The following is a 24,831-nucleotide window of genomic DNA, read 5'->3' as shown; positions in this document are numbered from 1 at the left end:
CACCCCGGACGACCGGCTGGGCCCGGGCTACCAGCTGGGCCCCGGACGACCGGCTGGGCCCCGGATGCGGGCCCGGCCGGTCGGCGCGGCGGGGCACGCCGTTCGGAGCAAGAGGCCCGGCCCGTCAGCCGGTCAGGCGTGCTGGTCGAGGAAGTCGGCGACCAGCTCCGCGAACTCGTCCGGGGTGGCGATCCGAGTGCCCAGCTGTTCCGCCTTCTCCCGCTTCGATCCGGCGTTCTCACCGGCGACGAGGAGCGACGTGCGCTTCGAGACGCTGGAGGACGACTTGCCCCCGGCCCGCTCGACAAGTTCGTTCATCTGATTGCGGGACAGCTTCTCCAGAGCTCCGGTCATCGCGCCGGTCACCACCACGGTCATGCCGTCCAGCGGGGACGCGTCCGCATCGGCCGAGTCGTCGCCTTCTTCCGCCTTCCCCGCTTCGGGGGGCGGGGTCGCACCGGGCTCGGTCATATTGACGCCCGCTGCGGTCAGCTTGTCGATGAAGGGGCCCAGTTCGGCGAGCTCGGCGACCACCAGCCTGGCCTTCTCCACACCGATGCCGTCGACCTGCTGAAGGGCTTCATCGTCGGCCGCGCGTATGTGCTCCATCGTCGCGAAGTGGCGGGCGATGCGGCGCGACATCGAACGGCCGGTGCCGCGTACGCCGAGCGCGCAGAAGACCCGGGACAGCGGCCGCGCCTTCGCCCCCTCGATGGCCGCGAGCAGATTGTCGGTGCTTGTCTCCCCCATCCGCTCCAGGCCGAGGAGCTGTTCCCGGTTGAGCGTGAACAGATCGGCGAAGTCGCTGACGAGTTGCGCTTCGACCAGCTGGACGACGCGGGTCGCGCCGAGGCCCTCGATGTCGAGCTGGTCGCGTCCGGCCGCGTACGAGACGGAGGCCACCAGCCGGCAGTCGCGTCCCCGCACACACCGCCAGCGCTGCTCGGAGCTGTCGATCTCCGAGCCGCACTGCGGGCATGCCTCGGGGAAGGCGATCGGCTGCTCCTCGCCCGTCCGCAGATGGGCCACCGGCGCCTCGATGCGGGGGATGATGTCGCCCGCCTTGTAGACCATGACGCGATCGCCGATGCGCAGGTCGCGTCGGGTGATGTCGGCGGGGTTGTGGAGGGTCGCATAGGTGACGGTCGATCCGTCGATCTCCACCGGCTCCAGCACGGCGCGGGGCGCGATGATGCCGGTGCGTCCCACGTTCCACTCCACGCCGAGGAGGGTGGTGACCTTCTCCACGGCGGGCAGCTTGTACGCGATCGCCCAGCGCGGAGCCCGCGAGCCGGACCCGGCGGCGGCCTGATCGGCGGCGAGGTCCGCCTTGATGACGATGCCGTCGATACCGAACGCCAGCTCCGGCCGCAGCGCCGCTATTTCATCGACACGTGCCTGTATCCCGTCGACCGTCGCCAGGGTGCGCGGCGCGACCGGGGTGGCCTCGGCGGTGTGCACACCCAGGCCCGAGACGTAGGTCATGAGGCTGCTGTGCGGCCAGTCCCGCAGTTGCCCGGCGAGCCCCGCGTCGGAGGCGGCCAGCGGCAGTGCGCCGTAGCCGAAGAACGTCATCTCGACCCGGTATTGGCGGTCCTTGGCGCGCAGCGTGCCCGCCGCGCCGTTGCGCGGGTTGGCGAAGGGCGCGCCGCCGTGCGCGGTGCGCACCGTGTTGGCCTGCTCGAACTGCTCGTTGGTCATCAGCACTTCGCCGCGCACCTCCAGCGTGACCGGCTCGGCGAGCCGGTCCGGCAGGCCGATGACCGTGCCGATCGCGTGCGACACGTCCTCGCCCGCGCTCCCGTCACCGCGGGTGATGAGCCGGGTGAGCCGTCCGTCCTCGTACCGCGCGGCGATCGCGAGTCCGTCCAGCTTCGGCTCGACGCTCCACTGCTCGACCGTCCTGCCGATCCGGCGCTCCACCGATGCGACCCACGCGTGCAGCTGCTCGCCGGAGAAGACGTTGTCCAGGGAGAGCATCGGCACCGTGTGCGGCACATCCCCGACGGCCGCTCCCCCGGCGACCTTCCCGGTCGGCGACGCGGCCACTGTCTCGTCGGGATGGGCCTGTTCGTACGCGGCGATCCCGTGCACCAGGCGGTCGTACGCATCGTCGTCGAGGGTGCTCTCACCCGTCGCGTAGTACGCAGCGGCGGCCTGTGTCGCGGTCTCGACCGCTTCGGCGTACGCGGCGGAGTCGGCGAGAGCCGCGGCAGCGGCATGCGCGGCAGTTGAAGTCGTCATGGCTCTCATACTGCCGCCCACCACTGACAATGGCCCCGGCCCGCGACTTCGCCCGGGCGGCCGCACCTGCCCCCGCGCGCGGCCTCCCGCTCCGCTCGGGCTTCTGCTGGGGCTCTACTCCTCGCCGATCGGCGTGCCCTGGTGGAAGTACATCCGCCAGCCTTCCGAGGTCCAGCGCCAAAGGGAGCTCCGGCGGGCCCGGCGTCCGCCGGAGTCGGACACGTACGTCAATTGGACGAGGCCGGGAGCCAGCAACTTCCCGACCAGGTCGCTGACCGCGGTGGTGGTCACCGGCTCGCCAGGAGCCGGCGTGATCGCGCCCAGAATCGTCTTACGGTCCCAGCGCCGGCCCGAAGCGCCGAATTCGAAGAACTCCGGGTCCAGCAGCTCAAGGACCAGGTCGGGTGAGTCACGCACCGCGGGATCGAGGAGCCGCAGCTCCCTCTCGACGACGGCATCGACGGCCTGCTCCTCCTGGTCAGTCATGCCGGGAGCCTAACTCCCCACGTCATCGAGCTCGGGCAGACGTGCGCGGTCGGCCTTCCCGCTCGTCGTGTGCGGCACTCCGTGACGACGATCCTTGCGGAAGGCGCATCTCTGCGGCTCACATGGGGCAGTGCGTCAGAAGGGAAGGACTCTGCCTGACGGAGTCCGCAGGTCCAGATCGCGTGCGGGCTTCTGACGCACGGGTTTGCGGATACGGATCTGAGGAGTCTTGGCCATCGCACTCACCCTCTCGAGCCGCCGCCCGCACACGCTCTTCGGCCGCGTACCAGGGCGACACCACCCGTCCGTCGGGCAGCAGTTCACCCAGGTCGTCGGAAACGATCGCACCATCGCACAACAGGCTCCAGCCTGGCTAGGGACGCGATACAGCGACGCGGGCGACGCCATGGCCGACGCTCCCGCCGAGAGCCGATGACCCAACCGCCCGGCCTATGGCATATGACAAAGGCACCACCGTATCGAGTGTTGCCAAATCCCTTACGGGCCATCGCTCCCTGTGCAACAGTCGTAACGGTCCCTTTGTCGAGACTTGGCCGTGGCCGCGCCTGTATCGGAGTACGAGATGCCGTCCCATGTGTTCGCGGACCGTCCCGCCCCACAGCCGCCCGAGCGTGGCTCCGTCGACGCCCTGATCACCCGGACGCGTCGGCTGCGTGGAGATGTGGACGCCGTGCGCCGGGAGGCCGTTTCCGACGAGGACGACGCGCAGGGACGCTGGCAGCGGGCGCTCTGCGACCTGGCCGTCCACCATCTCGACGACCTCGGCGCGCACCTGGGACAGCTCAAGGAGGGCCTGCCTCAAGAGAGCCTCGAAGCCTTCGAGGACGAGCTCGCGGCGTACGAGGCGGACAGCGCCCAGAGCACCGGATCGCTCCTCAGCAGGGTCGGCAGCGCCCAGTGGAACCTCCTCACCGACGAGGTCAGCTGGTCCGACGAGCTCTATCAGATCCTCGGGCGCTCCCCGGAGAGCGGCCCCATGTCCCTGGACGAGCTGCCCTCCGTCGTGTTCGCGGAGGATCAGGCCCTGCTCACCGCGATGGTCACGGACTGTCTGGTCGACGGCCGTCCGATCGACGGCGAGTTCCGCATGGTCCGCAGCGACGGGCGGGTCCGTACGGTCCATATGATGGGCGAGCCCGTGCTCGACTCCGACGGCTCCACGGCCTCCATGTGGGCGGTGCTGCGTGACGTCAGCGAACTGCGCCGCAGCCAGCGGGCGGTGCGCGAGAGCCGTGACTCCCTGGAGCGCAGGGAGTACGTCGCGCAGACGGAGCGCCGACTCACCATCGAGCTGCAGGAGGCCGTCCTTCCGCCTTGGCGGGGTTCCCTGCAGTTCCCGCTCGACGGCCCCGCCACCCTCGATGTCTCCGCGCACTATCTGCCGTCCGCCAACAGCGCACTGATCGGCGGCAATTGGTATGACGCGCTGCAACTGCCGAATGGTGACTCGCTGTTAAGTGTCGGCGACCTCACCGGGCACGGAGTGACGGCTACCTCGTCGATGGCGATGCTGCTGGGCGCCCTGCGCGGAATGGCCGTGGCCGGGATCAGTCCCGGCCCGCTGATGGCACATCTCAACCAGCTGCTCGAGACCTCGGTACAGCCCGCCCTCGGCAGTGCGGTGTGCTGCCGCTACGCGCCGAAGAGCCGCACGCTGTCCTGGGCCCATGCGGGACACCCCGCCCCGCTGCTCTTCCGCAACGGAACGGGGCGCGCGCTGACGCCGCCCGCCGGTGTGCTGCTCGGTGCGACTTCCGGTGCCCGGTACGAGCAGGCCGAGGTGCCGCTCCTCCCCGGCGATCTGCTGGTCCTGCACAGCGACGGCCTGACGCGTACGAGCGCGGCCGAAGAGGGCGACACGAAGCGGCTGCTGGCGCTGGCGCCGCGGTTCGCCGAGGCCCGAGATGCTCAGGAGTGCGTACGGGTGGTCGTCGAGGAGTTCGGTGAGCACGACCGCGAGCACGACGCCTGTGTGTTGGTCGCGAGGATCGGCTCGTAAGCCTCCCCGCAGGCGGACACGAGATGTTGGTGGATACGCAGTAGTGGACGGGCAATAGGCCGGGATTCGGGGCAGTGGCCGCTAGATCCCGGTGCTCCTCGGCTTCCTTGAGGGGCTGTTGGGCAGGGCCAGCTGGATCTCCTCGCGCAGATCCTGGATCTTCGCGTACCCCGCGTAGTGGCCCGTCAGCCGGTACATCTCCCGCAGCCTGTCCCACGTCCGGTGTGAGGAGGTCTCCCCCATCGAGACGAGTGCCAGCCTGGCGTAGCGGTCGGCCTGTTCGGGATCGTCGGCGATGAAGCAAGCCGATGCCAGTGAGATGTAGTCGAAGATCTTCGAGCGCTGACGCCCGCCTTCGCGCAGCTCCAGCGCCTGTTTGGCGTGGTTCTGTGCGGTGGTGGCGGCGGCCGGGTCGTGTTCGGCGAGGGTGCGGTACGCCAGTGCCTCCATGCCGTGCAGATCCGCCTCGTCGAACATCTGCATCCAACTCGGCGGCGGTACATCGCCTTTGTCCGAGACAAACAGTTCCTCGGCCTCGCCCAGCGTGCGGCGCATGGCCTGGCCCCGCCCCATCGAGGCCTGTGCCCAGGCCTCGATGGTGTGCAGCATCGCCCGGGTGCGCGGCAGGGTCTGTTCCCCGGAGCCGGACTTGGCGAGCTTCATCAGGTCGAGCGCGTCGTCGGGACGGCCCAGATGGACCATCTGCCGGGCGGCGCGGGAGAGAGCTTCGCCGGCGCGCGGGCGGTCGCCGCCCTCGCGTGCCGCGTGGGCGGCGATGACGAAGTACTTCTGGGCGGTGGGTTCGAGGCCGACGTCGTGGGACATCCAGCCGGCGAGCACCGCGAGGTTGGCGGCGACGCCCCACAGGCGCCGCTGCAGATGGTCGGGGTGGCGGTAGGCGAGCATGCCGCCCACCTCGTTGAGCTGCCCCACTACGGCCTTGCGCTGGAGCCCGCCGCCACGGGCGGCGTCCCAGGCGCGGAACACTTCGACAGAGCGCTCCAGTGCCTCGATCTCCTGCGACCCGATGGGGGCGGCCTCATAGCGGTCGAACCCGGCGGGGTCGGCGTGCAGGGGACTGTCGATTCTGGGGGCGTCCTGGGCGAGTGAGGGGTCGGTGTGCAGCCAGTCGTGCATGGCGCTGCTGAGTGCGGAGCCTGCGGCGAGCGCGGCACCCGCGCCCACCAAGCCGCGTCGGTTGAGCATGAGGTCCATTCCCGTGAATTCGGTGAGGACCGCAGCCGTTCGGTCGGGCGCCCACGGAAGACTGTCGGGGTTGTCAGCTCCCTCGACGTCTCTCCGCCTTCCCGTTCGCCCGCTCCGTACGAACCCGAGGTCCTCGATGGTCACGACACGGCCGAGTCGCTCGGTGAACAGGGCTGCCAGCACTCGGGGCACGGGATCGCGCGGGGTCTCCCCCATGTCGATCCAACGCCGCACCCGCGAGGTGTCGGTCGCCAGCTGAGGGTGGCCCATGGCGGCCGCCTGCCGGTTCACAAGTCTCGCGAGCTCCCCCTTGGACCAGCCGGCCAGGCCGAACAGGTCGCAGAGGCGGGTGTTGGGTTCTCCGCTCACGTCAAGCCCCCAGGTTCTCGGCTGAGTTGACAGTAACCCCCTGTCAGATGCGTGGCGACTATTCGCCAGGGTTCGCCAGGGTGCGCCAGATGGTGTGCCACCCGTCACCGGGTGTCACGTAGGAACGCGCCACCTCGGCCCGGCAGCCGCACGCATTCCCCAGGATGCGGACCGGCTGCCGGGACGGGGCCGCGCACGCAAACACGTCGGCACACGAAGGGATCTGTCACCCCATGTACACAGCATCGTCCTCCGTGTCCGCGCCGAACCGGCCGCAGCGCTCCCCCGCTGCGGGCGGCACCGGACCGTATCTCGACCCCACTCACGCCGGTCGGGCTCGACGGCCGGCGGGGACGGTCGGCCAGCCCCTCAGTGGGAGAATCGACTTGTCCGGCCCTCAGGGCGCGCAGCTGCGTATGGCTGTCGCGTCGGTGCACCGCATCTGCCCGGAGTTCAATCCGGTGCAAGTGCTGCGCCGCAGCGGACGCTCCGTACTGCTCGTCGGCACAACAGGACGTACGACGGCGGTAGCCAAGTGCTTACTGGACCACTCGCCCGTCTGGGCCGAGCGGCTCCGCCATGAAATAGCTGCATATCGCGCCTTCGTCCGGCACCGCCCACCGGTGCGGGTGCCCCGGCTGATCGCCGCGGATCCCGACAACTGCACACTGGTGATCGAGCGGATGCCGGGCCGGGCGGCGGCCCTTGCACGGCACCCGGCCGAGGCTCCGCCCCGTGCCGATGTACGGGCCGCCCTCGGCGCGCTCGCCAGGCTCAACTCCTGGCGGCCGCCGGCCGGGATGTTCGACGCCCCTCTCGACTATGCGTCGCGCATCTCGCGCTATCACGAGCTCGGTCTGTTCACCGACCGTGACCTCGGGGATCTGCAGAAGCTGCTGCACGGTCTGGCACATGCGGGCGGCCGCCAGGGCATGGGGCAGTTCTGTCACGGCGATGCGCTGCTGTCCAACATCCTGCTGTCGCCCGCGGGTCCGGTGCTGGTCGACTGGGAGCACGCGGGCTGGTATCTGCCGGGCTACGACCTGGCGACGCTGTGGGCGGTACTGGGGGACGCGCCGGTGGCGCGCCGGCAGATCAGTCAGCTGGCGCAGCAAACCGGCACTGCGGCGCGGGACGCGTTCCTGGTGAATCTGATGCTGGTGCTGACCCGGGAGATCCGTACCTACGAGACGGCTGTACAGCGGACGATGCGGGAGGCCCCGCCCGCGAGCAGCCAGACTCCGACCGGCTGTCTGTCGGCCGGCGAGGAGCAGCGGCTGCTGCTGCGGCGGCTGCACGACGACTGCGCAATGGCCCGTCGGGCCGTGCGTGCCGCGGTCGGCACTCGCTGACCGGCCGTCACAGAGGGGGAAGCGCGCTGCGCGTCCAGTGCCGACACACTGGGCGCGCAGCGCACTGTGATGCCACAGGGGTCATGGCGCGTGGAACTCCACCGCGTCCACGTCGAAGGAGTTGTGCTGCGGCGACGTGAAGACGGGACAGAGGGTGTGGGTTCCGGTGAGTGCTTCGACGGAACGGCCGTCGTGGCCTGGTAGTTGCCCCAGCCTCCGGTGTTCTGTACGGGGGTGGTGGCCAGCAGCTTGCCGCCCGGGGCGTCGGCGCGAAGTTCGATCGCGCCGACGCCGAAGGAGGATCCGCTCTCGATCGCGGACGGCCCCGAGTCCGTGCTGCGCCATGTGGAACGCACGCTGCACACTCCTCAAGGAGGCGGTCCCGGGCGGCGCGGCTGGCGGACCTGGGTCTGGACGCCGCGTCGGGCAGCGATGTCGTACGCCTGGTGAAGTCCGGCAACCGTGACGCGGTGCGCAAGGCCATTGAGCACGCCCTCTCCCCTGCTCAGGTGGACCGCCGGCCGGCGCGGGCCGCGGCCTCCTGAGGCCATTCCGGGGAACTCACCTTCTGTATACGAATATTGGTCCACTCCACTGACGCGCCGCAGGCCTGCGCCCTCTTCCCGCGAAACTCCGTGACACCGGTGCTGACATGCGAAATCCTTCCGGCGGAGGTTGATTGACGGATCGTCCGGAAGCAGATACCCATACCCCTGTGGCGAGTCCGACCCCACAGGCCCCGCCGCGCCCCACCCGTCACTGGAGGCTGCCTTGCCAGGATCCGCCCCCGCACGTGAGACCCACGAGACACGAGCCCGCCGTCGCATGCTCAGGACAGCCGGCGCGGTGGCCTCGGCCGCCCTGCTGCTGCCACTGGTCTCGGCCGGTCCGTCGGCCACCGCCGAGCGGCGCGCCTCCGACGCCCTGCAGCGGGACTTCGCCGCGGCCGCCGAGCGCTACGGCGTGCCGCAGAGTGTGCTGCTCGGCGTGTCGTATCTGCAGTCCCGCTGGGACACGCACGGGGGCGCGCCCAGTGTCACGGGCGGCTATGGACCGATGCATCTGACCGATGCCGCTGCCGCGCTGGCCGAGGCGCCGCACCACTCGGACGGCAGTGAGGACGCGCGCGGCGACGACGCCCGTCCCGCCCGACGGACCGCCCCGGCCGAGCTGCCGAGGGCGGCCGCACTCCCGGCCCGACTGCGGACCCTGGACCGGGCGGCCAGGCTCTCCGGTTACCGCGCCGATCAGCTGCGCGACAACGCCGCCGCCAATGTGCACGGCGGCGCGGCTCTCCTCGCCGACGCCCAGAAGAAGCTGGGGCGGCCGCTGAGCGAGGACCCCGCCGACTGGTACGGCGCGGTCGCGCGTTTCTCCGGCGCGGACGACACGGCGACCGCGACGACGTACGCCAACGACGTCTTCGACGTGATCCGTACGGGCGAGTCGCGCACCACGGACAGCGGCCAGCGGGTCGCGCTCGCTGCCCTCCCGGCCGTGGCCCCCGACCCGTCGCAGACTGCGGGTCTCGGCCTGCGGACCGCCGACGCACGGCAGACGGAATGCCCCCGGACGGTGGCCTGCGAGTGGATCCCCGCGCCGTACGAGGAGTTCGGCGACGGCGACTACGGCAACCACGACCTGGCGGACCGGCCCGCGTCCCAGTCGGTCAAGTACATCGTCATCCATGACACCGAGGGCTCCTGGGACACCACGATCAAGCTGGTGCAGGACCCGACGTATGTGTCCTGGCAGTACACCCTGCGCTCGTCGGACGGGCACGTCGCCCAGCATGTGCCCCTCAAGGACGTGGCCTGGCACGCCGGCAACTGGTACGTGAACGCCAAGTCGGTGGGCCTGGAGCACGAGGGCTTCCTGGTCTCGCCGGACGCCTGGTACACGGAGGCGATGTACCGCTCGTCGGCCCGGCTCGTGAGGTATCTCGCCTCGCGGTACGCAATCCCGCTGGACCGTCAGCACATTCTCGGGCACGACACTGTGCCGGGCACGACCGCCGCGACGATCCGCGGGATGCACACCGACCCGGGTCCCTACTGGGACTGGGCGCATTACTTCACCCTGCTCGGCAGGCCCCTTTTGCCGGCCGCGGGCCCGAACAGCGCCGTGGTGACGATCCGCCCCGACTACGCCACGAACCAGCCGCTGTACACCGGCTGTGTGAAGGCGGGCCAGGCCTGCGCGCCGCACGGATCCGGCGCGGTGCGGCTGCACACCGCGCCCGCCGAGGACGCCCCGCTGGTCAAGGACGTCGGTCTGCGCCCGGGCGGCGAGGACTCGACGAACGGCGTCAACGACACGGGTGCGCGTGCCTCGACCGGCCAGCAGTACGCGGTCGCCGGGCGCGAGGGCGACTGGACGGCGATCTGGTACCTGGGGCAGAAGGCGTGGTTCAACAACCCGCGCAGTGAGCCGACGGCGGTGGGCGCCCGGGGCTGGACACTCACCCCGAAGGACGGCGCTGCCGACATCCCGGTCTACGGGCGTGCCTACCCGGAGGCGGCGGCCTACCCCGTCGGCGTCCCGGTGCAGGCGATCTCGCCGCTGCCCTACAAACTGCTCGCCGGCCAGCGGTACGTGGTGGGCGACCGGGTGCCGGGCGAGTATCTGTACGCGCCCACCTTCGACACGGCCGGCCACCGGGTGGTGCGCGGCCAGGAGGCATACTACGAGATCCAGTTCGGTCACCGGGTGGCCTTTGTGAAGGCCTCCGACGTGCGCCTGGTGCGCTGACCGCCAGCTGCGGTGCGTCACCGTTCGTGGGGTCCGGTGGCGCACCGCACTCTCCTTGTGTGCTTGTGCGACTAATAGTCCGTGCGGCGTGGCCCACAGGGACGACGGGTAGGGGTGGGCCGTTCCTGACCGGTCCGCGCCTGCGTGCGCGGATGCTCACGAAAGGCCCTCGCACACATGGCACAGCCCTTCGTACTGCCGGATTTCTACGTCGCATATCCCGCGCGCCTCAATGGGCATGTCGAGGAGGCACGGCGCCACACCAAGGAGTGGGCCCGCCACATGGGGATGCTCGAAGGATCCGGCATCTGGGAGGGGAGCGATCTCGACGCGCATGACTACGCCCTGCTGTGCGCGTACACCCATCCCGACTGCGACGCCGCCACTCTCTCCCTCGTCACGGACTGGTATGTGTGGGTCTTCTTCTTCGACGACCACTTCCTGGAGATCTTCAAGCGCACCCAGGACCGCGAGGGCGGCAAGGAGTATCTGGACCGGCTGCCTGCCTTTATGCCGATGGACATGGCGCAGGGCACTCCCGAGCCCACCAATCCGGTCGAGGCCGGTCTCGCCGACCTGTGGGCGCGCACTGTGCCCAGCATGTCCGACACTTGGCGGGTGAGGTTCGCGGAGGCCACGAAGAACCTGCTCAACGAGTCCCTCTGGGAGCTGACCAACATCAACGAGGGGCGGATCGCCAACCCCGTCGAGTACATCGAGATGCGCCGCAAGGTGGGCGGCGCGCCCTGGTCGGCGGGGCTGGTGGAGTACGCGGCGGGGGCCGAGGTGCCCGAGCCTGTGGCCGGTTCCCGCCCGCTGCGGGTGCTCACGGACGCCTTCGCCGACGCTGTTCATCTGCGCAACGACCTCTTCTCCTACCAGCGGGAGGTCGAGGACGAGGGCGAGCTCAGCAATGGCGTGCTGGTGCTCGAGACCTTTCTGGGCTGTACGACGCAGGAGGCGGCCGAAGCCGTCAATGATCTGCTGACCTCGCGGGTCCAGCAGTTCGAGAACACCGCGCTTACCGAAGTCCCCGCGCTCTGCCTGGAGAAGCGACTGGACCCGGCGGAGTGCGCGGCGGTCGCCGCGTACACCAAGGGACTTCAGGACTGGCAGTCCGGCGGCCATGAATGGCACATGCGCTCCAGCCGCTATATGAACGAGGGGGTGGACACCGGGCGGCCCCTGCTGGGTGGTGTCCTTGGTACCTCGGCGCTCGACATCAAGACGCTCTTCGGCCGCCCGGCAACCGCGCGGCTGCGCAGCCTCACCCATGTGCCGCAGCAGGTAGGGCCTTCACTGCTGCCGGAGTTCGACATCCCCTTCCCGCTGGCGCTCAGCCCGCACCACGAGGACGCCAAGAAGAAGTCCGTCGAGTGGGCGGGCCGCATGGGTCTGCTGAACGACATCTGGGACGAACGGATGCTGGAGGGCTTCGACTTCGCGCTCTGCTCGGCCGGGCTGGACCCCGACGCCACCCCCGAGGAGCTGGAACTCAGTGCGGAATGGCTGACCTGGGGGACGTACGGCGACGACTACTACCCACTCGTCTTCGGCCGTCCGCGCAACCTCGTCGGCGCGAAGGCCTGCACCGACCGGCTGATGGACTGCATGCCGGTGGACGAGCCGGCCACCGGCCGCGCGGTGGCGGTGAGTCCGCTGGAGCGGTCTCTCGCCGATCTCTGGGCACGCACCGCGGGGCCGATGGGTCCCGAGGCACGTGTCGCGCTGCGCACGGCGCTGGACGACATGCTCGAAAGCTGGCTGTGGGAGCTGCACAACCAGGCCCAGCAGCGGGTCCCCGACCCCGTCGACTACATCGAGATGCGGCGGCTGACCTTCGGCTCCGACCTCACGATGAGTCTGTCCCGGCTGCGGCACGCGCACCAGCTGCCACCGGAAATCCTGCAGAGTGGGACGGTACGCAGCCTGGAGAACTCCGCCTCGGACTACGCGGTGCTCCTCAACGACCTGTTCTCGTACCAGAAGGAGATCGAGGTCGAGGGCGAGGTGCACAACGGAGTACTGGTGGTGCAGTCCTTCTTCGACTGCGACTACCCGACCGCCGTCGCGATCGTCGACGATCTGATGCGCGGGCGGCTGCGCCAGTTCCTGCATATCAAGGAACACGAACTCCCCATCCTGTGTGAGGACTTCGCGCTGGACGAGGCGGGCAGGAGCGCGCTCGATACGTATGTGCGGGAGCTGGAGGACTGGATCGCCGGCATTCTGAACTGGCACCGGGGAGTGCGCCGCTACCGGGACGAGGATGTGCGGCACGGCGCCGCGCCCCCGTGGCACCTGGGCGGTCCCACGGGCCTTGGCACTTCGGCGTCCCGCATCATCAGCAGGCTCGCCCGGTCCTCCCCCCTCGCGACATAACGCTTGGCCGCGAGGGCCATGAGGGTCCGCCCGGACGAAAGGCGTGGCCGGACGAAAGGTATGGCCGGAAAGGCGTCAGCCCTGCTGGAAGAGCTCCGCGGGCAGCGGCTTCAGCAGCGTGTACAGATCGTCGGTGATCGGCCGGTCCCAGCTGGCGATGGTGACCAGGACATTGTCACTGCGGTCGAACTGGACGCAGGAGATACGGCTTTCGGAGAGCTTGAGGCGGCGCACGATCAGCAGGTTGTCGCCCTGCATCACCGGCATGTCCTCGATGTTCACGACAGAGACGGGCTCGTCGTTCTCCAGGGCCAGCAGCAGCTGGGCCACCTCGAAGGGGGCCTCGCCCTCTTCGAGGTCGCGGGCCGGCGAGCCCTCCGGCAGATTGCCGATGATCATCGCGGGGCCGCGGCCGCCGAACAGGTCGTACCGCAGAAAGACGCCCTGGCAGGTGCCGTCGGGAGCGGGAAGCAGACCGGCGCCGAGATTGCCGGGCCAGTCTCCCGGATCCATGGCCAGGACGTCGAAGTCCGGGCCCGCGGGTGTGGCGGCGCTGCGGCGGCGGAGGAAGGACATACCGCCATGGTACGTGTCCGGGCGTACCCGGCCGAGTCGGGGCCCGCTGCCTCTCGGCCGCCGTCGGTCACCGTCCATGGCCGCCGCCCGTGCCCTCGGCCAGGCCGTCACGGAGGGCATCCGCCGGGCCTGCCTCGTCGGTGCCCGCCGTGCGGTGGTCGGCGGAGAGCGGACTGGTCACGGACCGTTCGTCCAGGTGCGGGGCGGCGACGGACGGCTTCTCGCGCGCGGTCAGGAGGGCCGCGCTCCGCTCACGGGCCGTGAGGCCCTCGGCCTCGAAGGCGCGCAGCCGACGGGCGCGCAGCCCGGCGGCGGCCAGTTCGGCCTCGCGCTCGCAGAGCCGGCGCCTGGACCTGCCGACAGGTCGCGTCATGGTGCACCCCCACGGCCAAGGCGTACGCCCGGCGCGATGAGGGGATTGCCGGACGGACGTCCTCAAGGCACCTCAGGGTACGCCCGCGGAGGCGAACGCGACCCTGTCCTGCGAAAGGCTTTGGCGGGCGCCGTTCGAGTGCTGAGGAAGCCCGGGGGGTGAGGGCGCTCAGGAGGGCGTCGACCGTCGCACCCGCCGAACGCCGACGGTCGCGGCTCCGCGCAGGCCGATGGTCGCGGCCCGCGCGGAGCCGGCGGCCTGGGTCAGGCCGATGTCTGGGTGTGGCCGAGCCCGGGTCCGGTCGTCCCGTTGATCTTCTCGATCGCCTGCCGGGCATGCTCACCGGGGGTCCGGGCCGTGAGCGACGAGACGGACGACGGCACGCCCTGCTGGGCCGACGGCGCGGGCCTGGCATGTCCCGCGGCCCGCGTCCGCAACCGATGGCTCGCGGCCTCGTCGAGTGTCACCGGGCGCTGCATCTGAGCGGCCAGCCGGCCCGCCTCCTGCCCCAGCGCGGCGACATCCTCCCACTGCAGGCGGACCACCAGACGGAGTTCGGCCTCCCCGTCCGGAAGGGCTTGGAGAGGCGGGTTGATGGGGTCACTCATGGGCTGATCCTCACGGTCTCGGGACGGAATCTCGCGGGAACGCTGCGCACCCCGGAATCCGGGGTGCGCAGAGTCATACGGGAAACTCGCCCGAGGTGTTCAGTCGATCCGAGCGTCCTGCTCGAGCACGAGGAAACGAGGACCCGACTGTCCGGGGGCGCCCGCCGGGCAGCGCTGCGACTCGGCCGGCGGCGGACCGGTGCCGGTCATGGTGGCGGGCCGCCCAGCGGCCTCACGCGGCAGGGGGAGCCGCCGCGGGGGCTGCCCCGCTACGTGAGGTCGAACTCCCCTTCACGGGCGTTCACGACGAACGCGCGCCACTCGGCCGGAGTGAAGATCAGCGACGGGCTCTCCGGCCGGCCGCCGTTGCGCATCGCGATGAAGCCCTCGACAAAGGCGATCTGGACGTCTCCCGTTCCCTGACTGCTCGACTGCCAGTCGGCGTTACTGAGGTCGAGTTCCGGCTTGTCCCAGCCCGAAAACATCTGCGTGGTGGTAGTGGTCTCGGCCACGTCCGTGCTCCTCCCGCGTCGTCTCCGGGCCTCAGACTAGCGATCGTCCCCGGCTGCGGACAGGCCGCGGAAGCAGGACCACGGCCGGTCCGCCGTCACGCGACGTACACCGATCGATCGGCGCGCCGTACACCGGTCGATCAAGTGGTGGGCGGCTCGGCGCCGACCAGCCACATGGAGAAGAACTGCGACCCGCCGCCATAGGCGTGGCCCAGCGCCTTGCGGGCCCCCGCCACCTGGTGTTCGCCCGCCCGGCCGCGCACCTGGAGGGCCGCCTCGGCGAACCGGATCAGGCCGGAGGCCCCGATGGGGTTGGTGGACAGCACCCCGCCCGACGGATTCACGGGCAGATCGCCGTCGAGTTCGGTCACACCGGACTCGGTGAGCTTCCAGCCCTCCCCCTCGGCGGCGAAGCCCAGGTTCTCCAGCCACATCGGCTCGTACCAGGAGAACGGAACATACATCTCCACCACGTCGATCTCCCGGCGCGGATCGGCTATGCCCGCCTGCCGGTAGACGTCGGCCGCGCAGTCCTTGCCGGCCCGCGGGGACACAAAGTCCTTGCCCGCGAACATCGTGGGCTCGCTGCGCATCGCGCCGCCGTGCATCCAGGCGGGCGGCTGCGGTGAACGGGCCGCGCCCGCACGGTCGGTGAGGATCATCGCGCACGCGCCGTCCGAGGACGGGCAGGTCTCGGAGTAGCGGATCGGGTCCCAGAGCATCGGTGACGCCTGCACCCTCTCCAGCGTGATGCCGTGCTCGTGGAGATGGGCGTACGGATTCTTCAGGGCGTTGCGGCGGTCCTTGTACGCGACGAGTGAGCCGACGGTGTCCGGCGCGCCGGTGCGGCGCATGTACGCCCGTATGTGCGGGGCGAAGAAGCCGCCCGCGCCGGCAAGCAGCGGCTGCTGGAACGGGACCGGCAGGGACAGGCCCCACATGGCGTTGGATTCGGACTGTTTCTCGAAGGCGAGGGTGAGGACGGTGCGGTGGACGCGCGATGCGACGAGGTTGGAGGCGACGAGGGCGGTGGAGCCGCCGACCGAGCCCGCGGTATGGACGCGCAGCATCGGCTTGCCGACCGCTCCCAGCGCGTCGGCGAGATAGAGCTCCGGCATCATCAGGCCCTCGAAGAAGTCGGGGGCCTTCCCGATGACGACGGCGTCGATGTCCGGCCAGTTCAACTGGGCGTCTTCCAGTGCACTTTGGGCCGCTTCGCGAACCAGGCCCGCGATGGAGACATCCCGGCGGGCGGCTACGTGCTTGGTCTGGCCGATGCCGACGACGGCCACGGGCTCTTTACTCACGGGCCTCTCCTTCGAAAACGGCGACCAGGTTCTGCTGGAGGCAGGGGCCGGAGGTGGCGTGCGCGAGCGCCCGGTCCGACGCGCCGCCATGGATGCGGGCGGCGGCCTCGCCGAGACGGATCAGGCCGGCCGCCATGACCGGGTTGGCGGCGAGTGCGCCGCCTGAGGGATTGACCGTGACGTCGTCGCCCAGCTTCAGCGCCTTGCGCAGGACGACCTCCTGCGAGGTGAAGGGCGCATGCAACTCCGCCGTGTCCACGGGCCGTTCGAAGGCTCCCGCGCGCTCGGCGGCGAGCCGGGTCGACGGCGAGTCGGTGAGATCCCGCACGCCGAGGCTGTGCGCCTCGATGCGGTGGTCGATGCCCCGGATCCAGGCGGGCCGCTCGCACAGCTCGCGGGCCCTGTCGCCGGCCGCGAGGATCACAGCGGCCGCGCCGTCGCCGATGGGCGGGCAGTCGCCGGTGCGCAGCGGCTGGACGAGATAGTCGCCCTGCGGCCGCGAACCCGCCAGCTGCGCATGAGGGTTGGCGGTCGCCGCGTCACGGCTGCGGGCCGCGATCGTCGCGAGAGCGGGTTCGTCGGTGGCGCCCGCGTCGATCAGCGCCTGGGCCTGCAGGGCGGCGAGCGCCACCGAGTCGGGCCACAGCGGTGCTACGTAGTAGGGGTCGAGCTGCCGGGTCAGCACATCCCGTACCGCACCGGGCGAGGACTTCCCGTAGGAGTAGACGAGCGCGGTGTCGGCCTCACCCGTGAGGATCTTCACCCAGGCCTCGTAGAGGGCCCAGGCGCCGTCCATCTCGACATGGGACTCGGAGATCGGCGGCCAGGCGCCGACGCCGTCCAGCGCCATGGTGAAGGAGAAGGCCCGTCCGGCGAGATAGTCGCTGGAACCGGAGCAGGTGAAGCCGATGTCGCTGGTCTGCAGGCCGGTCCGGCGCAGCACCTCGTGCAGCACCGGCATCAGCATCTCGACCTCGGAGAGCTCGTCGGTGCGCCGCAGATGGTCGGTCTGCGCGAAGGCGACGATCGCCACGTCTCGGGTCACAGGAGCTCCTTGTACGTGTCGTATTCGGCGTCGGGCTCGCCGGTGGGCCGGTAGTGGTCCGGATGGCGGCCGTCCTCGCTCCACACCGGTTCGACGCGCAGCCCCAGCCGCACCTGGTCGTAGGGGATGCCGCCGATACGGCCGTGCAGGGCGAGATCCGCGCCGTCGAGGGCGATGTGCGCGTAGACGTACGGCACCTCGATGTCGAGATTCGCCGTGTGCGCAGCCTTGATGTTGACGATGCAGTACGTGGTGACGGTGCCGCGCGGGCCGACCTCGACCTGCTCGTCGGTGGCGACGCCGCAGGTGGGGCAGGCACCGCGGGGCGGCACATAGACCTTCCGGCAGGAGGGGCAGCGCTCGCCGACGGTCCTGCGCTCGGAGAGGGCATGGATGTAGCCGGCCTGGGCGCGGCCGGGCGAATAGGTGTAGTCGAGCCGGGCGGGGGCGACGATGCCGGTCACCGCGTCGGCGAACTCGCCGCTGTGCCGGGTGACGTCAGTGGCCGGCTTCCCCTCGTCCAGGTCTGCGTCGTAGGGCTCGAAACAGGCGATGTCGGTGATGGCTCCGGTGCGCTCCTCGGCCCAGCGGATACGGACGCGCATGCCGCTGCGTACGTCCTCGGGGCCCGGTGCGTCGAGGACATGGAGGAGCGACGTGTCGGCGCCGTCGAGTCTCACCAGCACCCAGGCAAAGGGCGTCGCCAGCGGCTGGTCGCGGCGCGGGCCGGGGTTCCATGCCCAGGTGGTGACGGTTCCGGTGGTGGCGACCTCGACCAGATCGCGGATCTCCTCGGCGGTGACGGGGTCGTACTCGACGGGTGGTACGAGGACCTTGCCGTCGCTGGTCCGCACGCCGAGGACGGTGCGCTGGCGCAGCCCGGTGAGGAAGTCGGACTGGACGGGGCCGAGGGAGCGGGTGAAGGGAAACTCCACGACGAGGGGTGCGGTCAGCGCGTGTGGGGCGGGGGGCATGGGCGGCGCTCCTTCTGGGGGTCGGCGGGGGTGCGGAGGGGCCGCTGCGCGGGGCTGTCCCCGGCGGGCTCGAACTGAGCCCCGCCGGCGATTGAGGCGTGGGGGTCCCTCCACGCCCGCCAGGGCGTCGGGGGAGGGTCGGGGCGGATCCCCCCACGCGGCGGAGCCGCACATTGTCACAGTCGGGAAGGGGCGGGTAGGGGAAACTCACCCCCGGCGATACACCGCCCCCCGTTTCTCCGCGAACGCGCGCGCCCCCTCCTTCGCATCCGCCGTGTCAAAGACCGGCCACCCCCGTTCGAGTTCCGCCGCCAGCCCCTCCGTCTCGGTCATCTCCGCCGTCTCGTACACCGACGCCTTCACCGCCTCGACGGCCAGCGGCCCGCAGGCGTTGATCTGCTCCGCGACGGCGAGCGCCTTCTCCAGCGCGGTGCCGTCGGGGACGACATGGCCGACGAGCCCGATGTCCCGCGCTTCCGACGCGCTGTACGGGCGGCCGGTGAGCAGCATTTCCAGGGCGTGCGTACGGGGAATCTGGCGCTGCAGCCGTACGGTCGAGCCGCCGATCGGGAAGAGCCCGCGTCTGACCTCGAAGAGGCCGAACGTGGCGCTCTCGCCCGCGACCCTGATGTCGGTGCCCTGGAGGATCTCGGTCCCGCCCGCCACGCAGTGGCCCTCGACGGCGGCGATCACCGGTTTGCGGGGGCGGTGGTGGCGCAGCATGGCCTTCCAGTGCAGATCGGGGTCGGCCTTCAGCCGGTCCCGGTACTGCTCTCCCTCCATCCCGTTGCCCGCCAGGGCTTTGAGATCCATGCCGGCACAGAAGGAGCCGCCTGCTCCCGTCAGCACGATGGAGCGGATCCCGTCGTCCTCGTCCGCCTCCAGCCAGCCGTCGTACAGACCGACCAGCATCGGCAGTGAGAGTGCGTTCTTCGCTTCCGGCCTGTTCAAAGTGAGCACCAACGTGGCGCCTTCGCGCTGCACGGTGAGGTGTTCCGTGCCACCCATGGCTGTCCTCCCGTCTTCAGACCTAGAACAGGTTGCAGTAGGCGAGGGCCCAGTTCAATAGTTTTCTGACAGTCAGTCAGATTCTTCCGCGTCACCTCTTCCCAGTTGCACGCCCCGGCGCTCTAATGACCGGCGAGCCAGTCGGGCCGCGGTCAGGAGGAACGGTGGAGTACAACCTTGCCGACCTGTTCGAGTCGGTCGTCGACGTGGTCCCGGACCGCGAGGCGCTCGTGTACATCGACCATCCCGGCACGGGCGCGGAGCGCCGGCTCAGCTACGCCGAACTCGACGCCGCGGCCAATCGCGTCGCACACCATCTCATCGGGGCAGGCATCGAGCCCGGCGAGCATCTCGGCCTGCATCTCTACAACGGCGTCGAGTATCTGCAGACCCTGCTCGGCTGTCTGAAGGCACGGATCGTGCCGGTCAACGTCAACTACCGGTATGTGGAGGAGGAGCTGGTCTACCTCTACCGCGACGCCGATCTCGCCGCGCTCGTCTTCGACGCGGAGTTCACCGAGCGGGTCGCGGCCGCGCTGCCGAAGACCGAGAAACTCCGGCATCTGGTGCGGGTCGGCACGCCGCCGGACGGATCGCCGCAGCTCGACGCCGCCCCCTTCACCGAGGCCGAGGCCCTCGCCCCGCCCGAGCGCGGCTTCGGGGCGCGCTCCGCCGACGACCAGTTCATCATCTACACCGGGGGCACCACCGGTATGCCCAAGGGTGTGATGTGGCGCCAGGAAGACCTGTTCTTCTCCGGGCTCGGCGGCGGCGCGCCCACCGGCGAGCCGGTGGCGGCACCCGAGGAGCTCGCCGAGCGGGTGGCCGCGGGCGGCGACGGCATCACCTTCTTCCCCACTCCGCCTCTGATGCACGGCACCTCCACCCTCACCACGTTCATCGGCTTCAACTTCGGCCAACGGATCGTCGTCCACCGCAAGTTCGTGCCCGAAGAGGTGCTCCGTACGATCGAGAAGGAGAAGGTCACCAGCGTGTCGGTGGTCGGCGACGCGATGCTGCGGCCGCTGATCGACGCGCTGTCCGGGCCGATGAAGGCGGCCGACTGCTCCTCCCTGTTCAGTGTGTCGTCGTCCGGCGCGATCATGTCGGAGACGGTGCGGGCGCAGTTCACGGCGCTGGTGCCGCATGTGATGCTGCTGAACAACTTCGGCTCGTCGGAGTCCGGCTTCAACGGCACCGCGACCGACGACTCAGGACCGGAGAAGGGCTTCAGACTGCGGGTCAACGCCCGTACGGCGGTGGTGGACCCGGCGACGTACGAACCGGTGAAGCCGGGCGAGCCGGGCCGCATCGCCCAGCGCGGACACGTCCCGCTCGGCTACTACAACGACCCCAAGAAGACCGCCGAGACCTTCTTCCAGCGCGGCGACGAGCGGTGGGTGCTGCTCGGCGACATGGCGACGGTCGACGAGGAGGGCATCGTCACCGTTCTGGGCCGCGGCTCGCAGTGCATCAACACCGGTGGCGAGAAGGTGTATCCGGAGGAGGTGGAGCAGGCGCTCAAGTCGCATCCGGATGTGTACGACGCGCTGGTCGCCGGGGTGCCGGACACCAGGTGGGGCAACCATGTGGCGGCCGTGGTGCAGCTGCGCGAGGGCGCGCTCACGCCGACCCTCGACGACATCCAGACGCATTGCCGCACCCGGCTGGCGGGGTACAAGATCCCCCGGCAGCTGGTGATCGCGCAGGAGATCCAGCGTTCACCGAGCGGCAAGGCGGACTACCGCTGGGCACGGACGGTCGCGGTGGAGTCGGCCCCGCAATGACCTTCCGACCCGTCGTCGCGCACCCAAGGTTCCCGGACGCGCGAACCCGGGTCAGTCGCCGCAGACGGATCGGGGTTGATCGTACGAGACGGGGGCGCATTGACCGAGCCGTCGGCCTCAGTCCTCGCCGTCCGTCCGGCTGAGGATGGGCTCACCTTCGAAAATGCCGAGCCGCTCCCGGTAGAGCTCCAGTGGGACGCCGTTGGGGTCACGGATGTACAGGCTGTCCTCGACCCCGCGGTCGGGTCCGAGGTATTCGATGCCCGCCTCGTCCAGCGCCTTGCGAGCCGCATCGAACTCCGCGGCGCCCACCGACAGGGCGAGATGCTGCACCCCGCCGATCGTCTCCTTGATCGGCGGGTGCTCATGGCCCGGGAAGTCGAAGAAGCCCAGCAGATTGCCGTGGCCGATGTCGAAGAAGAAATGGGTGGAGCCGCGGTAGTCGCGGTTCTCGACGATCTCGACCAGCGGGAAGCCGAGAAAGTCCTGGTAGAAGCGGATGGTCTCCTCGACGTCGCGACAGATGAAGGCGACATGGTGGACGCCACGGGCGGCGGTCGGCGGCCGGTCGGACATCGGGCGCAGATGGCGCCGCCGCAGCTCCTCCCTACGGGCGTGGACGGCGTCGAGCTCGGCTCCCTCGGGCTGGGGCATGGCGGACTCCTTTTCGGGCTGCGAAAATATTTGCGGATTTCAACTTCTATCTCGCATCATCCCCCCTCGATCACGGCCCGTCCCGACGGGAGTGCGGTAATCGTCCGTACGTACCAGTAGGTAGGCCGAGAGCGCATGGTGCGAGCCGGGGCATGGCGTCGGCCGCCGGTGACGCGCTCGGCATTCACGAGCCCTGATTGCGGGAACCGACCTCTTGCCAGGAGACGGAAGATCCTGGATTACTGATCCCGGGGCACCACGACCGAATGATCGGTCGTCCGGTTTGGGACGGGAGTATCAAGATGGCGGACCTGCTGGACGCGGCGGAGCGACTCAGTCGCGAGGAGCTCGAGGCGCTGCAGCTCGAGCGGCTGCGGGCGACCCTGCGCCATGCGTACGAGAACGTCGGCTTCTACCGGCAGTCCTTCGACGAGGCGGGGCTGCGTCCCGAGGACTGCCGCACGCTCGCCGATCTCGCCCGGTTCCCCTTCACCGCCAAGGCCGATCTGCGGGACAACTACCCGTTCGGGATGTTCGCCGTGGACCAGACCGAGGTGCGGCGGATCCATGCCTCCAGCGGGACCACGGGCCGGCCCACCGTCGTCGGCTACACCGAGCGCGATCTGGACATGTGGGCGGATGTCGTGGCCCGCTCGATCCGCGCGGCCGGCGGCCGGCCGGGCCACAAGGTCCATGTGGCCTACGGATACGGGCTGTTCACGGGCGGTCTCGGCGCGCACTACGGCGCGGAGCGGCTCGGCTGCACGGTCATCCCGGCCTCCGGCGGCATGACCGCCCGTCAGGTGCAGCTGATCCAGGACTTCCGCCCCGAGATCATCATGGTGACACCCTCGTACATGCTCACGCTGCTCGACGAGTTCGAGCGGCAGGGCGTCGATCCGCGTTCGACGTCCCTCGAGGTCGGCATCTTCGGGGCCGAGCCGTGGACCGAGGAGATGCGTCGCGAGATCGAGGAGCGGTTCGCGATCGACGCCGTCGACATATACGGGCTGTCCGAGGTCATCGGCCCCGGCGTGGCGCAGGAGTGTGTGGAGACCAAGGACGGGCTGCACATCTGGGAGGACCATTTCTATCCGGAGGTCGTCGATCCGTTCACCGGCGAGGTGCTGCCGGACGGCGAGCACGGCGAGCTGGTCTTCACCTCGCTCACCAAGGAGGCCATGCCCGTGATCCGTTACCGGACGCGGGACCTGACGCGGCTGCTGCCGGGCACGGCCCGGGTGTTCCGGCGGATGGAGAAGGTGACCGGGCGCAGCGACGACATGGTGATCCTGCGCGGTGTCAATCTCTTCCCCACCCAGATCGAGGAGATCGTGCTGCGTACGGCGCATGTAGCGCCGCACTTCCAGCTGCGGCTGACCCGCGAGGGCCGCCTCGACGCGCTCACGGTGCGGGCCGAGGCGCGCGCGGAGGCGACGTCCGACCAGCGGGAGGCCGCCGCGCGGGCGATCGCGGCGGCCGTGAAGGACGGCATCGGGGTGTCGGTCGCGGTCGAGGTGGTGGACCCCGAGACCCTGGAGCGGTCGGTGGGCAAGATCAAACGGATCGTGGATCTCAGGACGAAGTGAAGCGGTCCCTCAGCTCACGCTTGAGGATCTTTCCGCTGGCGTTGCGCGGCAGCTCGTCCACGAACAGGACCCGCTTGGGGGCCTTGAAGTGGGCGAGTTTCTCGCGCGCGTGGTCGATCAGCTCGGCTTCCGTCACCTCACCTCGCGGGACGACGACGGCGGTGACCGCCTCGATCCAGCGGTCGTCCGGCAGGCCGATGACGGCGGTCTCGGCGACCGCGGGATGGGTGTAGAGGGCGTCCTCGACCTGCCGTGAAGCGACCAGCACTCCCCCGGAGTTGATGACGTCCTTCACCCGGTCGACGACGGTGTAGTACCCCTCGGCGTCGCGGACGGCGAGGTCGCCGGAGCGGAACCAGCCGTCGCGGAAGGCGTCTTTGGTCTCGGCCGGCTTGTGCCAGTAGCCCTCGCACAACTGCGGTGAGCGGTAGACGACTTCGCCCGCCCTCCCGTCCGGGACCTCGTCGCCGTTCTCGTCGACGACCTTCGCCTCCACGAAGAGTACGGGTCGGCCACAGGAATCCATCCGTCCCTCGTGCTCGTCCGGTCCCAGCACGGTAGCCAGCGGACCGATCTCGCTCTGCCCGAAGCAGTTGTAGAAGGCCAGGCCGGGCAGCCGTGCACCCAGTCGCTCCAGTACCGGTACGGGCATGATCGACGCCCCGTAATACGCCTTGCGCAGTCCGCCCAGCTCGCGGGTGGCGAAGTCGGGATGGTTGGACAGTCCGATCCAGACCGTGGGCGGCGCAAAGAGACTGTCCGCCTTCCCCGCCTCCACCAGATCGAAGATCCTCGCCGCGTCCGGCCCGTCGATGATGATGTTCTCCGCGCCGACCGCGAGATACGGCAGCAGGAACACATGCATCTGCGCCGAGTGGTACAGCGGCAGCGAGTGGATGGGCCGGTCGGACTCGTTGAGATCCAGCGCGGTGATGGCGCTGACGTACTCGTGGACGAGCGCGCGATGCGTCATCATCGCGCCTTTGGGCAGGGCGGTGGTGCCGGACGTATAGAGAAACTGCACCACTTCTCGCGCGTCCCGGTCCGGGTCGTACGGGCGTGGGGTGTCCAGCGCGGCGAGCAGCGAGTCGTCCGCCCCGCGCAGCGGGCGCACGGCAAAGCCCTCGGGGACCCGGCCCGCGAGATCGGGATCCGCGAGCACCAGCGCGCTGGCCGAGTCCTGAAGGATGTACGCCAGGTCGTCACCGGTGAGGTTCTGATTGACCGGCACATGGACCAGTCCGGCCCGCGCGCAGGCGAGGAAGGCGATCAGATACACGTCCGAGTTGTGGCCGTAGGCCGCCACCCGGTCGCCGTACTCCAGACCGTTCCCGATGAGCTCGGCGGCCGCGGTGGAGACGGCTGAGTCCAGCTCGGCGTAGGTCCAGGCCCGGTCCGCGTACCGCACGGCGGTGCGGTCCGGGGTGCGCCGGGCGCTGCGCCGCACGATGCCGTCGACTGTGCTGTTGCGTACACCGGTCATGGCGCGATCCTGTGCGGCGGCGACCTGAGGGTCAAGTACCCGGATACCGAACGGAATGTTGACACCACTCCTCTCGGCTGAATGCATGGACCAACTCTCTTTCTC

General features: G+C 69.9%; 19 protein-coding genes and 2 pseudogenes. 6 read left to right on the top strand and 15 right to left on the bottom strand.

Annotation, left to right across the window (positions count from 1 at the left end):
• Nucleotides 1-132: 132 nt before the first annotated feature.
• The 3 genes and pseudogenes from ligA to ACQEVG_RS16080 form a co-directional block, all read right to left on the bottom strand.
• Nucleotides 133-2,253: an NAD-dependent DNA ligase LigA gene (ligA, locus tag ACQEVG_RS16090; protein ID WP_432983393.1), complete on the bottom strand. Its 2,121-nt coding sequence runs from the start codon at nt 2,251-2,253 to the stop codon at nt 133-135.
• 105 nt (nt 2,254-2,358) lie between these two features.
• Nucleotides 2,359-2,730, bottom strand: a complete 372-nt coding sequence (locus ACQEVG_RS16085; RefSeq protein ID WP_432983390.1) for a DUF4440 domain-containing protein — start codon at nt 2,728-2,730, stop codon at nt 2,359-2,361.
• A gap of 253 nt (nt 2,731-2,983) precedes the next feature.
• A pseudogene (locus ACQEVG_RS16080) lies at nt 2,984-3,100 on the bottom strand (DUF5999 family protein); the annotation flags it as partial.
• 213 nt (nt 3,101-3,313) lie between these two features.
• Between ACQEVG_RS16080 and ACQEVG_RS16075 the strand changes: the two are divergent.
• Nucleotides 3,314-4,750: a PP2C family protein-serine/threonine phosphatase gene (locus ACQEVG_RS16075; protein WP_432985383.1), complete on the top strand. Its 1,437-nt coding sequence runs from the start codon at nt 3,314-3,316 to the stop codon at nt 4,748-4,750.
• Between the two features lie 81 nt (nt 4,751-4,831).
• Here the strand turns inward: ACQEVG_RS16075 and ACQEVG_RS16070 are convergent, their stop codons facing one another.
• Nucleotides 4,832-6,325, bottom strand: a complete 1,494-nt coding sequence (locus tag ACQEVG_RS16070; RefSeq protein WP_432983387.1) for a DNA-binding protein NsdB — start codon at nt 6,323-6,325, stop codon at nt 4,832-4,834.
• A 233-nt stretch (nt 6,326-6,558) separates the two neighbouring features.
• Here ACQEVG_RS16070 and ACQEVG_RS16065 point away from each other — a divergent pair, with 233 nt between their 5' ends.
• Nucleotides 6,559-7,677, top strand: coding sequence for an aminoglycoside phosphotransferase family protein (locus ACQEVG_RS16065; protein WP_432983384.1), 1,119 nt, complete (start codon nt 6,559-6,561; stop codon nt 7,675-7,677).
• Nucleotides 7,678-7,916: 239 nt separating this feature from the next.
• On the opposite strand, the pseudogene ACQEVG_RS16060 reads toward ACQEVG_RS16065, so the two are convergent.
• Nucleotides 7,917-8,033 (bottom strand): annotated as a pseudogene (locus ACQEVG_RS16060) (hypothetical protein); the annotation flags it as partial.
• 469 nt (nt 8,034-8,502) lie between these two features.
• Between ACQEVG_RS16060 and ACQEVG_RS16055 the strand changes: the two are divergent.
• Nucleotides 8,503-10,428 carry an N-acetylmuramoyl-L-alanine amidase gene (locus ACQEVG_RS16055; protein WP_432983381.1) on the top strand — a complete coding sequence of 642 codons (1,926 nt, stop codon included), beginning with the start codon at nt 8,503-8,505 and terminating at the stop codon, nt 10,426-10,428.
• Between the two features lie 177 nt (nt 10,429-10,605).
• Complete coding sequence (locus tag ACQEVG_RS16050; RefSeq protein WP_432983378.1) at nt 10,606-12,810, top strand: terpene synthase family protein; 2,205 nt, start codon at nt 10,606-10,608, stop codon at nt 12,808-12,810.
• A 75-nt stretch (nt 12,811-12,885) separates the two neighbouring features.
• Here ACQEVG_RS16050 and ACQEVG_RS16045 read toward each other — a convergent pair whose 3' ends face one another.
• The 8 genes from ACQEVG_RS16045 to ACQEVG_RS16010 all read right to left on the bottom strand — a co-directional run bounded on the left by ACQEVG_RS16045 (nt 12,886) and on the right by ACQEVG_RS16010 (nt 19,213).
• The gene (locus ACQEVG_RS16045; protein ID WP_432983375.1) at nt 12,886-13,386 is read right to left on the bottom strand and encodes a hypothetical protein; all 501 of its coding nucleotides are present in this window, start codon (nt 13,384-13,386) and stop codon (nt 12,886-12,888) included.
• A gap of 67 nt (nt 13,387-13,453) precedes the next feature.
• Complete coding sequence (locus ACQEVG_RS16040; protein WP_432983372.1) at nt 13,454-13,759, bottom strand: hypothetical protein; 306 nt, start codon at nt 13,757-13,759, stop codon at nt 13,454-13,456.
• Nucleotides 13,760-14,022: 263 nt separating this feature from the next.
• Nucleotides 14,023-14,367 (bottom strand): hypothetical protein, encoded by a 345-nt coding sequence (locus tag ACQEVG_RS16035; protein ID WP_432983369.1) that lies wholly within the window; start codon nt 14,365-14,367, stop codon nt 14,023-14,025.
• 269 nt (nt 14,368-14,636) lie between these two features.
• A complete protein-coding gene (locus tag ACQEVG_RS16030; protein WP_360868538.1) occupies nt 14,637-14,879 on the bottom strand; it encodes a DUF397 domain-containing protein in 243 nt (80 codons plus the stop codon).
• Nucleotides 14,880-15,019: 140 nt separating this feature from the next.
• Nucleotides 15,020-16,186: a thiolase domain-containing protein gene (locus ACQEVG_RS16025; protein WP_432983365.1), complete on the bottom strand. Its 1,167-nt coding sequence runs from the start codon at nt 16,184-16,186 to the stop codon at nt 15,020-15,022.
• On the bottom strand, nt 16,179-17,231 hold the full coding sequence (locus ACQEVG_RS16020; RefSeq protein ID WP_432983362.1) for a thiolase domain-containing protein: 1,053 nt from the start codon (nt 17,229-17,231) through the stop codon (nt 16,179-16,181). The genes ACQEVG_RS16025 and ACQEVG_RS16020 overlap by 8 nt, the downstream gene beginning before the upstream one ends.
• Nucleotides 17,228-18,205 (bottom strand): Zn-ribbon domain-containing OB-fold protein, encoded by a 978-nt coding sequence (locus ACQEVG_RS16015; protein ID WP_432983359.1) that lies wholly within the window; start codon nt 18,203-18,205, stop codon nt 17,228-17,230. Before ACQEVG_RS16015 ends, ACQEVG_RS16020 begins: the two co-directional genes overlap by 4 nt.
• Nucleotides 18,206-18,412: 207 nt before the next feature.
• Nucleotides 18,413-19,213, bottom strand: coding sequence for a crotonase/enoyl-CoA hydratase family protein (locus tag ACQEVG_RS16010; RefSeq protein WP_432983356.1), 801 nt, complete (start codon nt 19,211-19,213; stop codon nt 18,413-18,415).
• A 164-nt stretch (nt 19,214-19,377) separates the two neighbouring features.
• On the opposite strand from ACQEVG_RS16010, the gene ACQEVG_RS16005 reads away from it, so the two are divergent.
• Nucleotides 19,378-21,000 (top strand): acyl-CoA synthetase, encoded by a 1,623-nt coding sequence (locus ACQEVG_RS16005; RefSeq protein WP_432983353.1) that lies wholly within the window; start codon nt 19,378-19,380, stop codon nt 20,998-21,000.
• A 117-nt stretch (nt 21,001-21,117) separates the two neighbouring features.
• Here the strand turns inward: ACQEVG_RS16005 and ACQEVG_RS16000 are convergent, their stop codons facing one another.
• Nucleotides 21,118-21,654 carry a VOC family protein gene (locus ACQEVG_RS16000; RefSeq protein ID WP_432983350.1) on the bottom strand — a complete coding sequence of 179 codons (537 nt, stop codon included), beginning with the start codon at nt 21,652-21,654 and terminating at the stop codon, nt 21,118-21,120.
• Between the two features lie 302 nt (nt 21,655-21,956).
• On the opposite strand from ACQEVG_RS16000, the gene paaK reads away from it, so the two are divergent.
• A complete protein-coding gene (paaK, locus tag ACQEVG_RS15995; protein WP_432983347.1) occupies nt 21,957-23,243 on the top strand; it encodes a phenylacetate--CoA ligase PaaK in 1,287 nt (428 codons plus the stop codon).
• Here the strand turns inward: paaK and ACQEVG_RS15990 are convergent.
• A complete protein-coding gene (locus tag ACQEVG_RS15990; protein ID WP_432983344.1) occupies nt 23,230-24,726 on the bottom strand; it encodes an acyl-CoA synthetase in 1,497 nt (498 codons plus the stop codon). The two genes, paaK and ACQEVG_RS15990, sit on opposite strands and share 14 nt — an antisense overlap.
• Nucleotides 24,727-24,831 lie beyond the last annotated feature (105 nt).

Origin of the sequence: Streptomyces sp. CA-135486, from assembly GCF_050936555.1 — a bacterium.
In the GTDB taxonomy this organism is placed as follows: Bacteria; Actinomycetota; Actinomycetes; order Streptomycetales; family Streptomycetaceae; genus Streptomyces.
This window is presented reverse-complemented; position numbering and strand designations above follow the sequence as displayed.

What these genes read in the sequence shown, in the direction of transcription:
- ligA (WP_432983393.1), bottom strand. Translation starts at nt 2,253, where the DNA reads ATGAGAGCCATGACGACTTCAACTGCCGCGCATGCCGCTGCCGCGGCT.
- ACQEVG_RS16085 (WP_432983390.1), bottom strand. Translation starts at nt 2,730, where the DNA reads ATGACTGACCAGGAGGAGCAGGCCGTCGATGCCGTCGTCGAGAGGGAG.
- ACQEVG_RS16075 (WP_432985383.1), top strand. Translation starts at nt 3,314, where the DNA reads ATGCCGTCCCATGTGTTCGCGGACCGTCCCGCCCCACAGCCGCCCGAG.
- ACQEVG_RS16065 (WP_432983384.1), top strand. Translation starts at nt 6,559, where the DNA reads ATGTACACAGCATCGTCCTCCGTGTCCGCGCCGAACCGGCCGCAGCGC.
- ACQEVG_RS16055 (WP_432983381.1), top strand. Translation starts at nt 8,503, where the DNA reads ATGCTCAGGACAGCCGGCGCGGTGGCCTCGGCCGCCCTGCTGCTGCCA.
- ACQEVG_RS16050 (WP_432983378.1), top strand. Translation starts at nt 10,606, where the DNA reads ATGGCACAGCCCTTCGTACTGCCGGATTTCTACGTCGCATATCCCGCG.
- ACQEVG_RS16045 (WP_432983375.1), bottom strand. Translation starts at nt 13,386, where the DNA reads ATGTCCTTCCTCCGCCGCCGCAGCGCCGCCACACCCGCGGGCCCGGAC.
- ACQEVG_RS16040 (WP_432983372.1), bottom strand. Translation starts at nt 13,759, where the DNA reads ATGACGCGACCTGTCGGCAGGTCCAGGCGCCGGCTCTGCGAGCGCGAG.
- ACQEVG_RS16035 (WP_432983369.1), bottom strand. Translation starts at nt 14,367, where the DNA reads ATGAGTGACCCCATCAACCCGCCTCTCCAAGCCCTTCCGGACGGGGAG.
- ACQEVG_RS16015 (WP_432983359.1), bottom strand. Translation starts at nt 18,205, where the DNA reads ATGCCCCCCGCCCCACACGCGCTGACCGCACCCCTCGTCGTGGAGTTT.
- ACQEVG_RS16010 (WP_432983356.1), bottom strand. Translation starts at nt 19,213, where the DNA reads ATGGGTGGCACGGAACACCTCACCGTGCAGCGCGAAGGCGCCACGTTG.
- ACQEVG_RS16000 (WP_432983350.1), bottom strand. Translation starts at nt 21,654, where the DNA reads ATGCCCCAGCCCGAGGGAGCCGAGCTCGACGCCGTCCACGCCCGTAGG.
- paaK (WP_432983347.1), top strand. Translation starts at nt 21,957, where the DNA reads ATGGCGGACCTGCTGGACGCGGCGGAGCGACTCAGTCGCGAGGAGCTC.
- ACQEVG_RS15990 (WP_432983344.1), bottom strand. Translation starts at nt 24,726, where the DNA reads ATGACCGGTGTACGCAACAGCACAGTCGACGGCATCGTGCGGCGCAGC.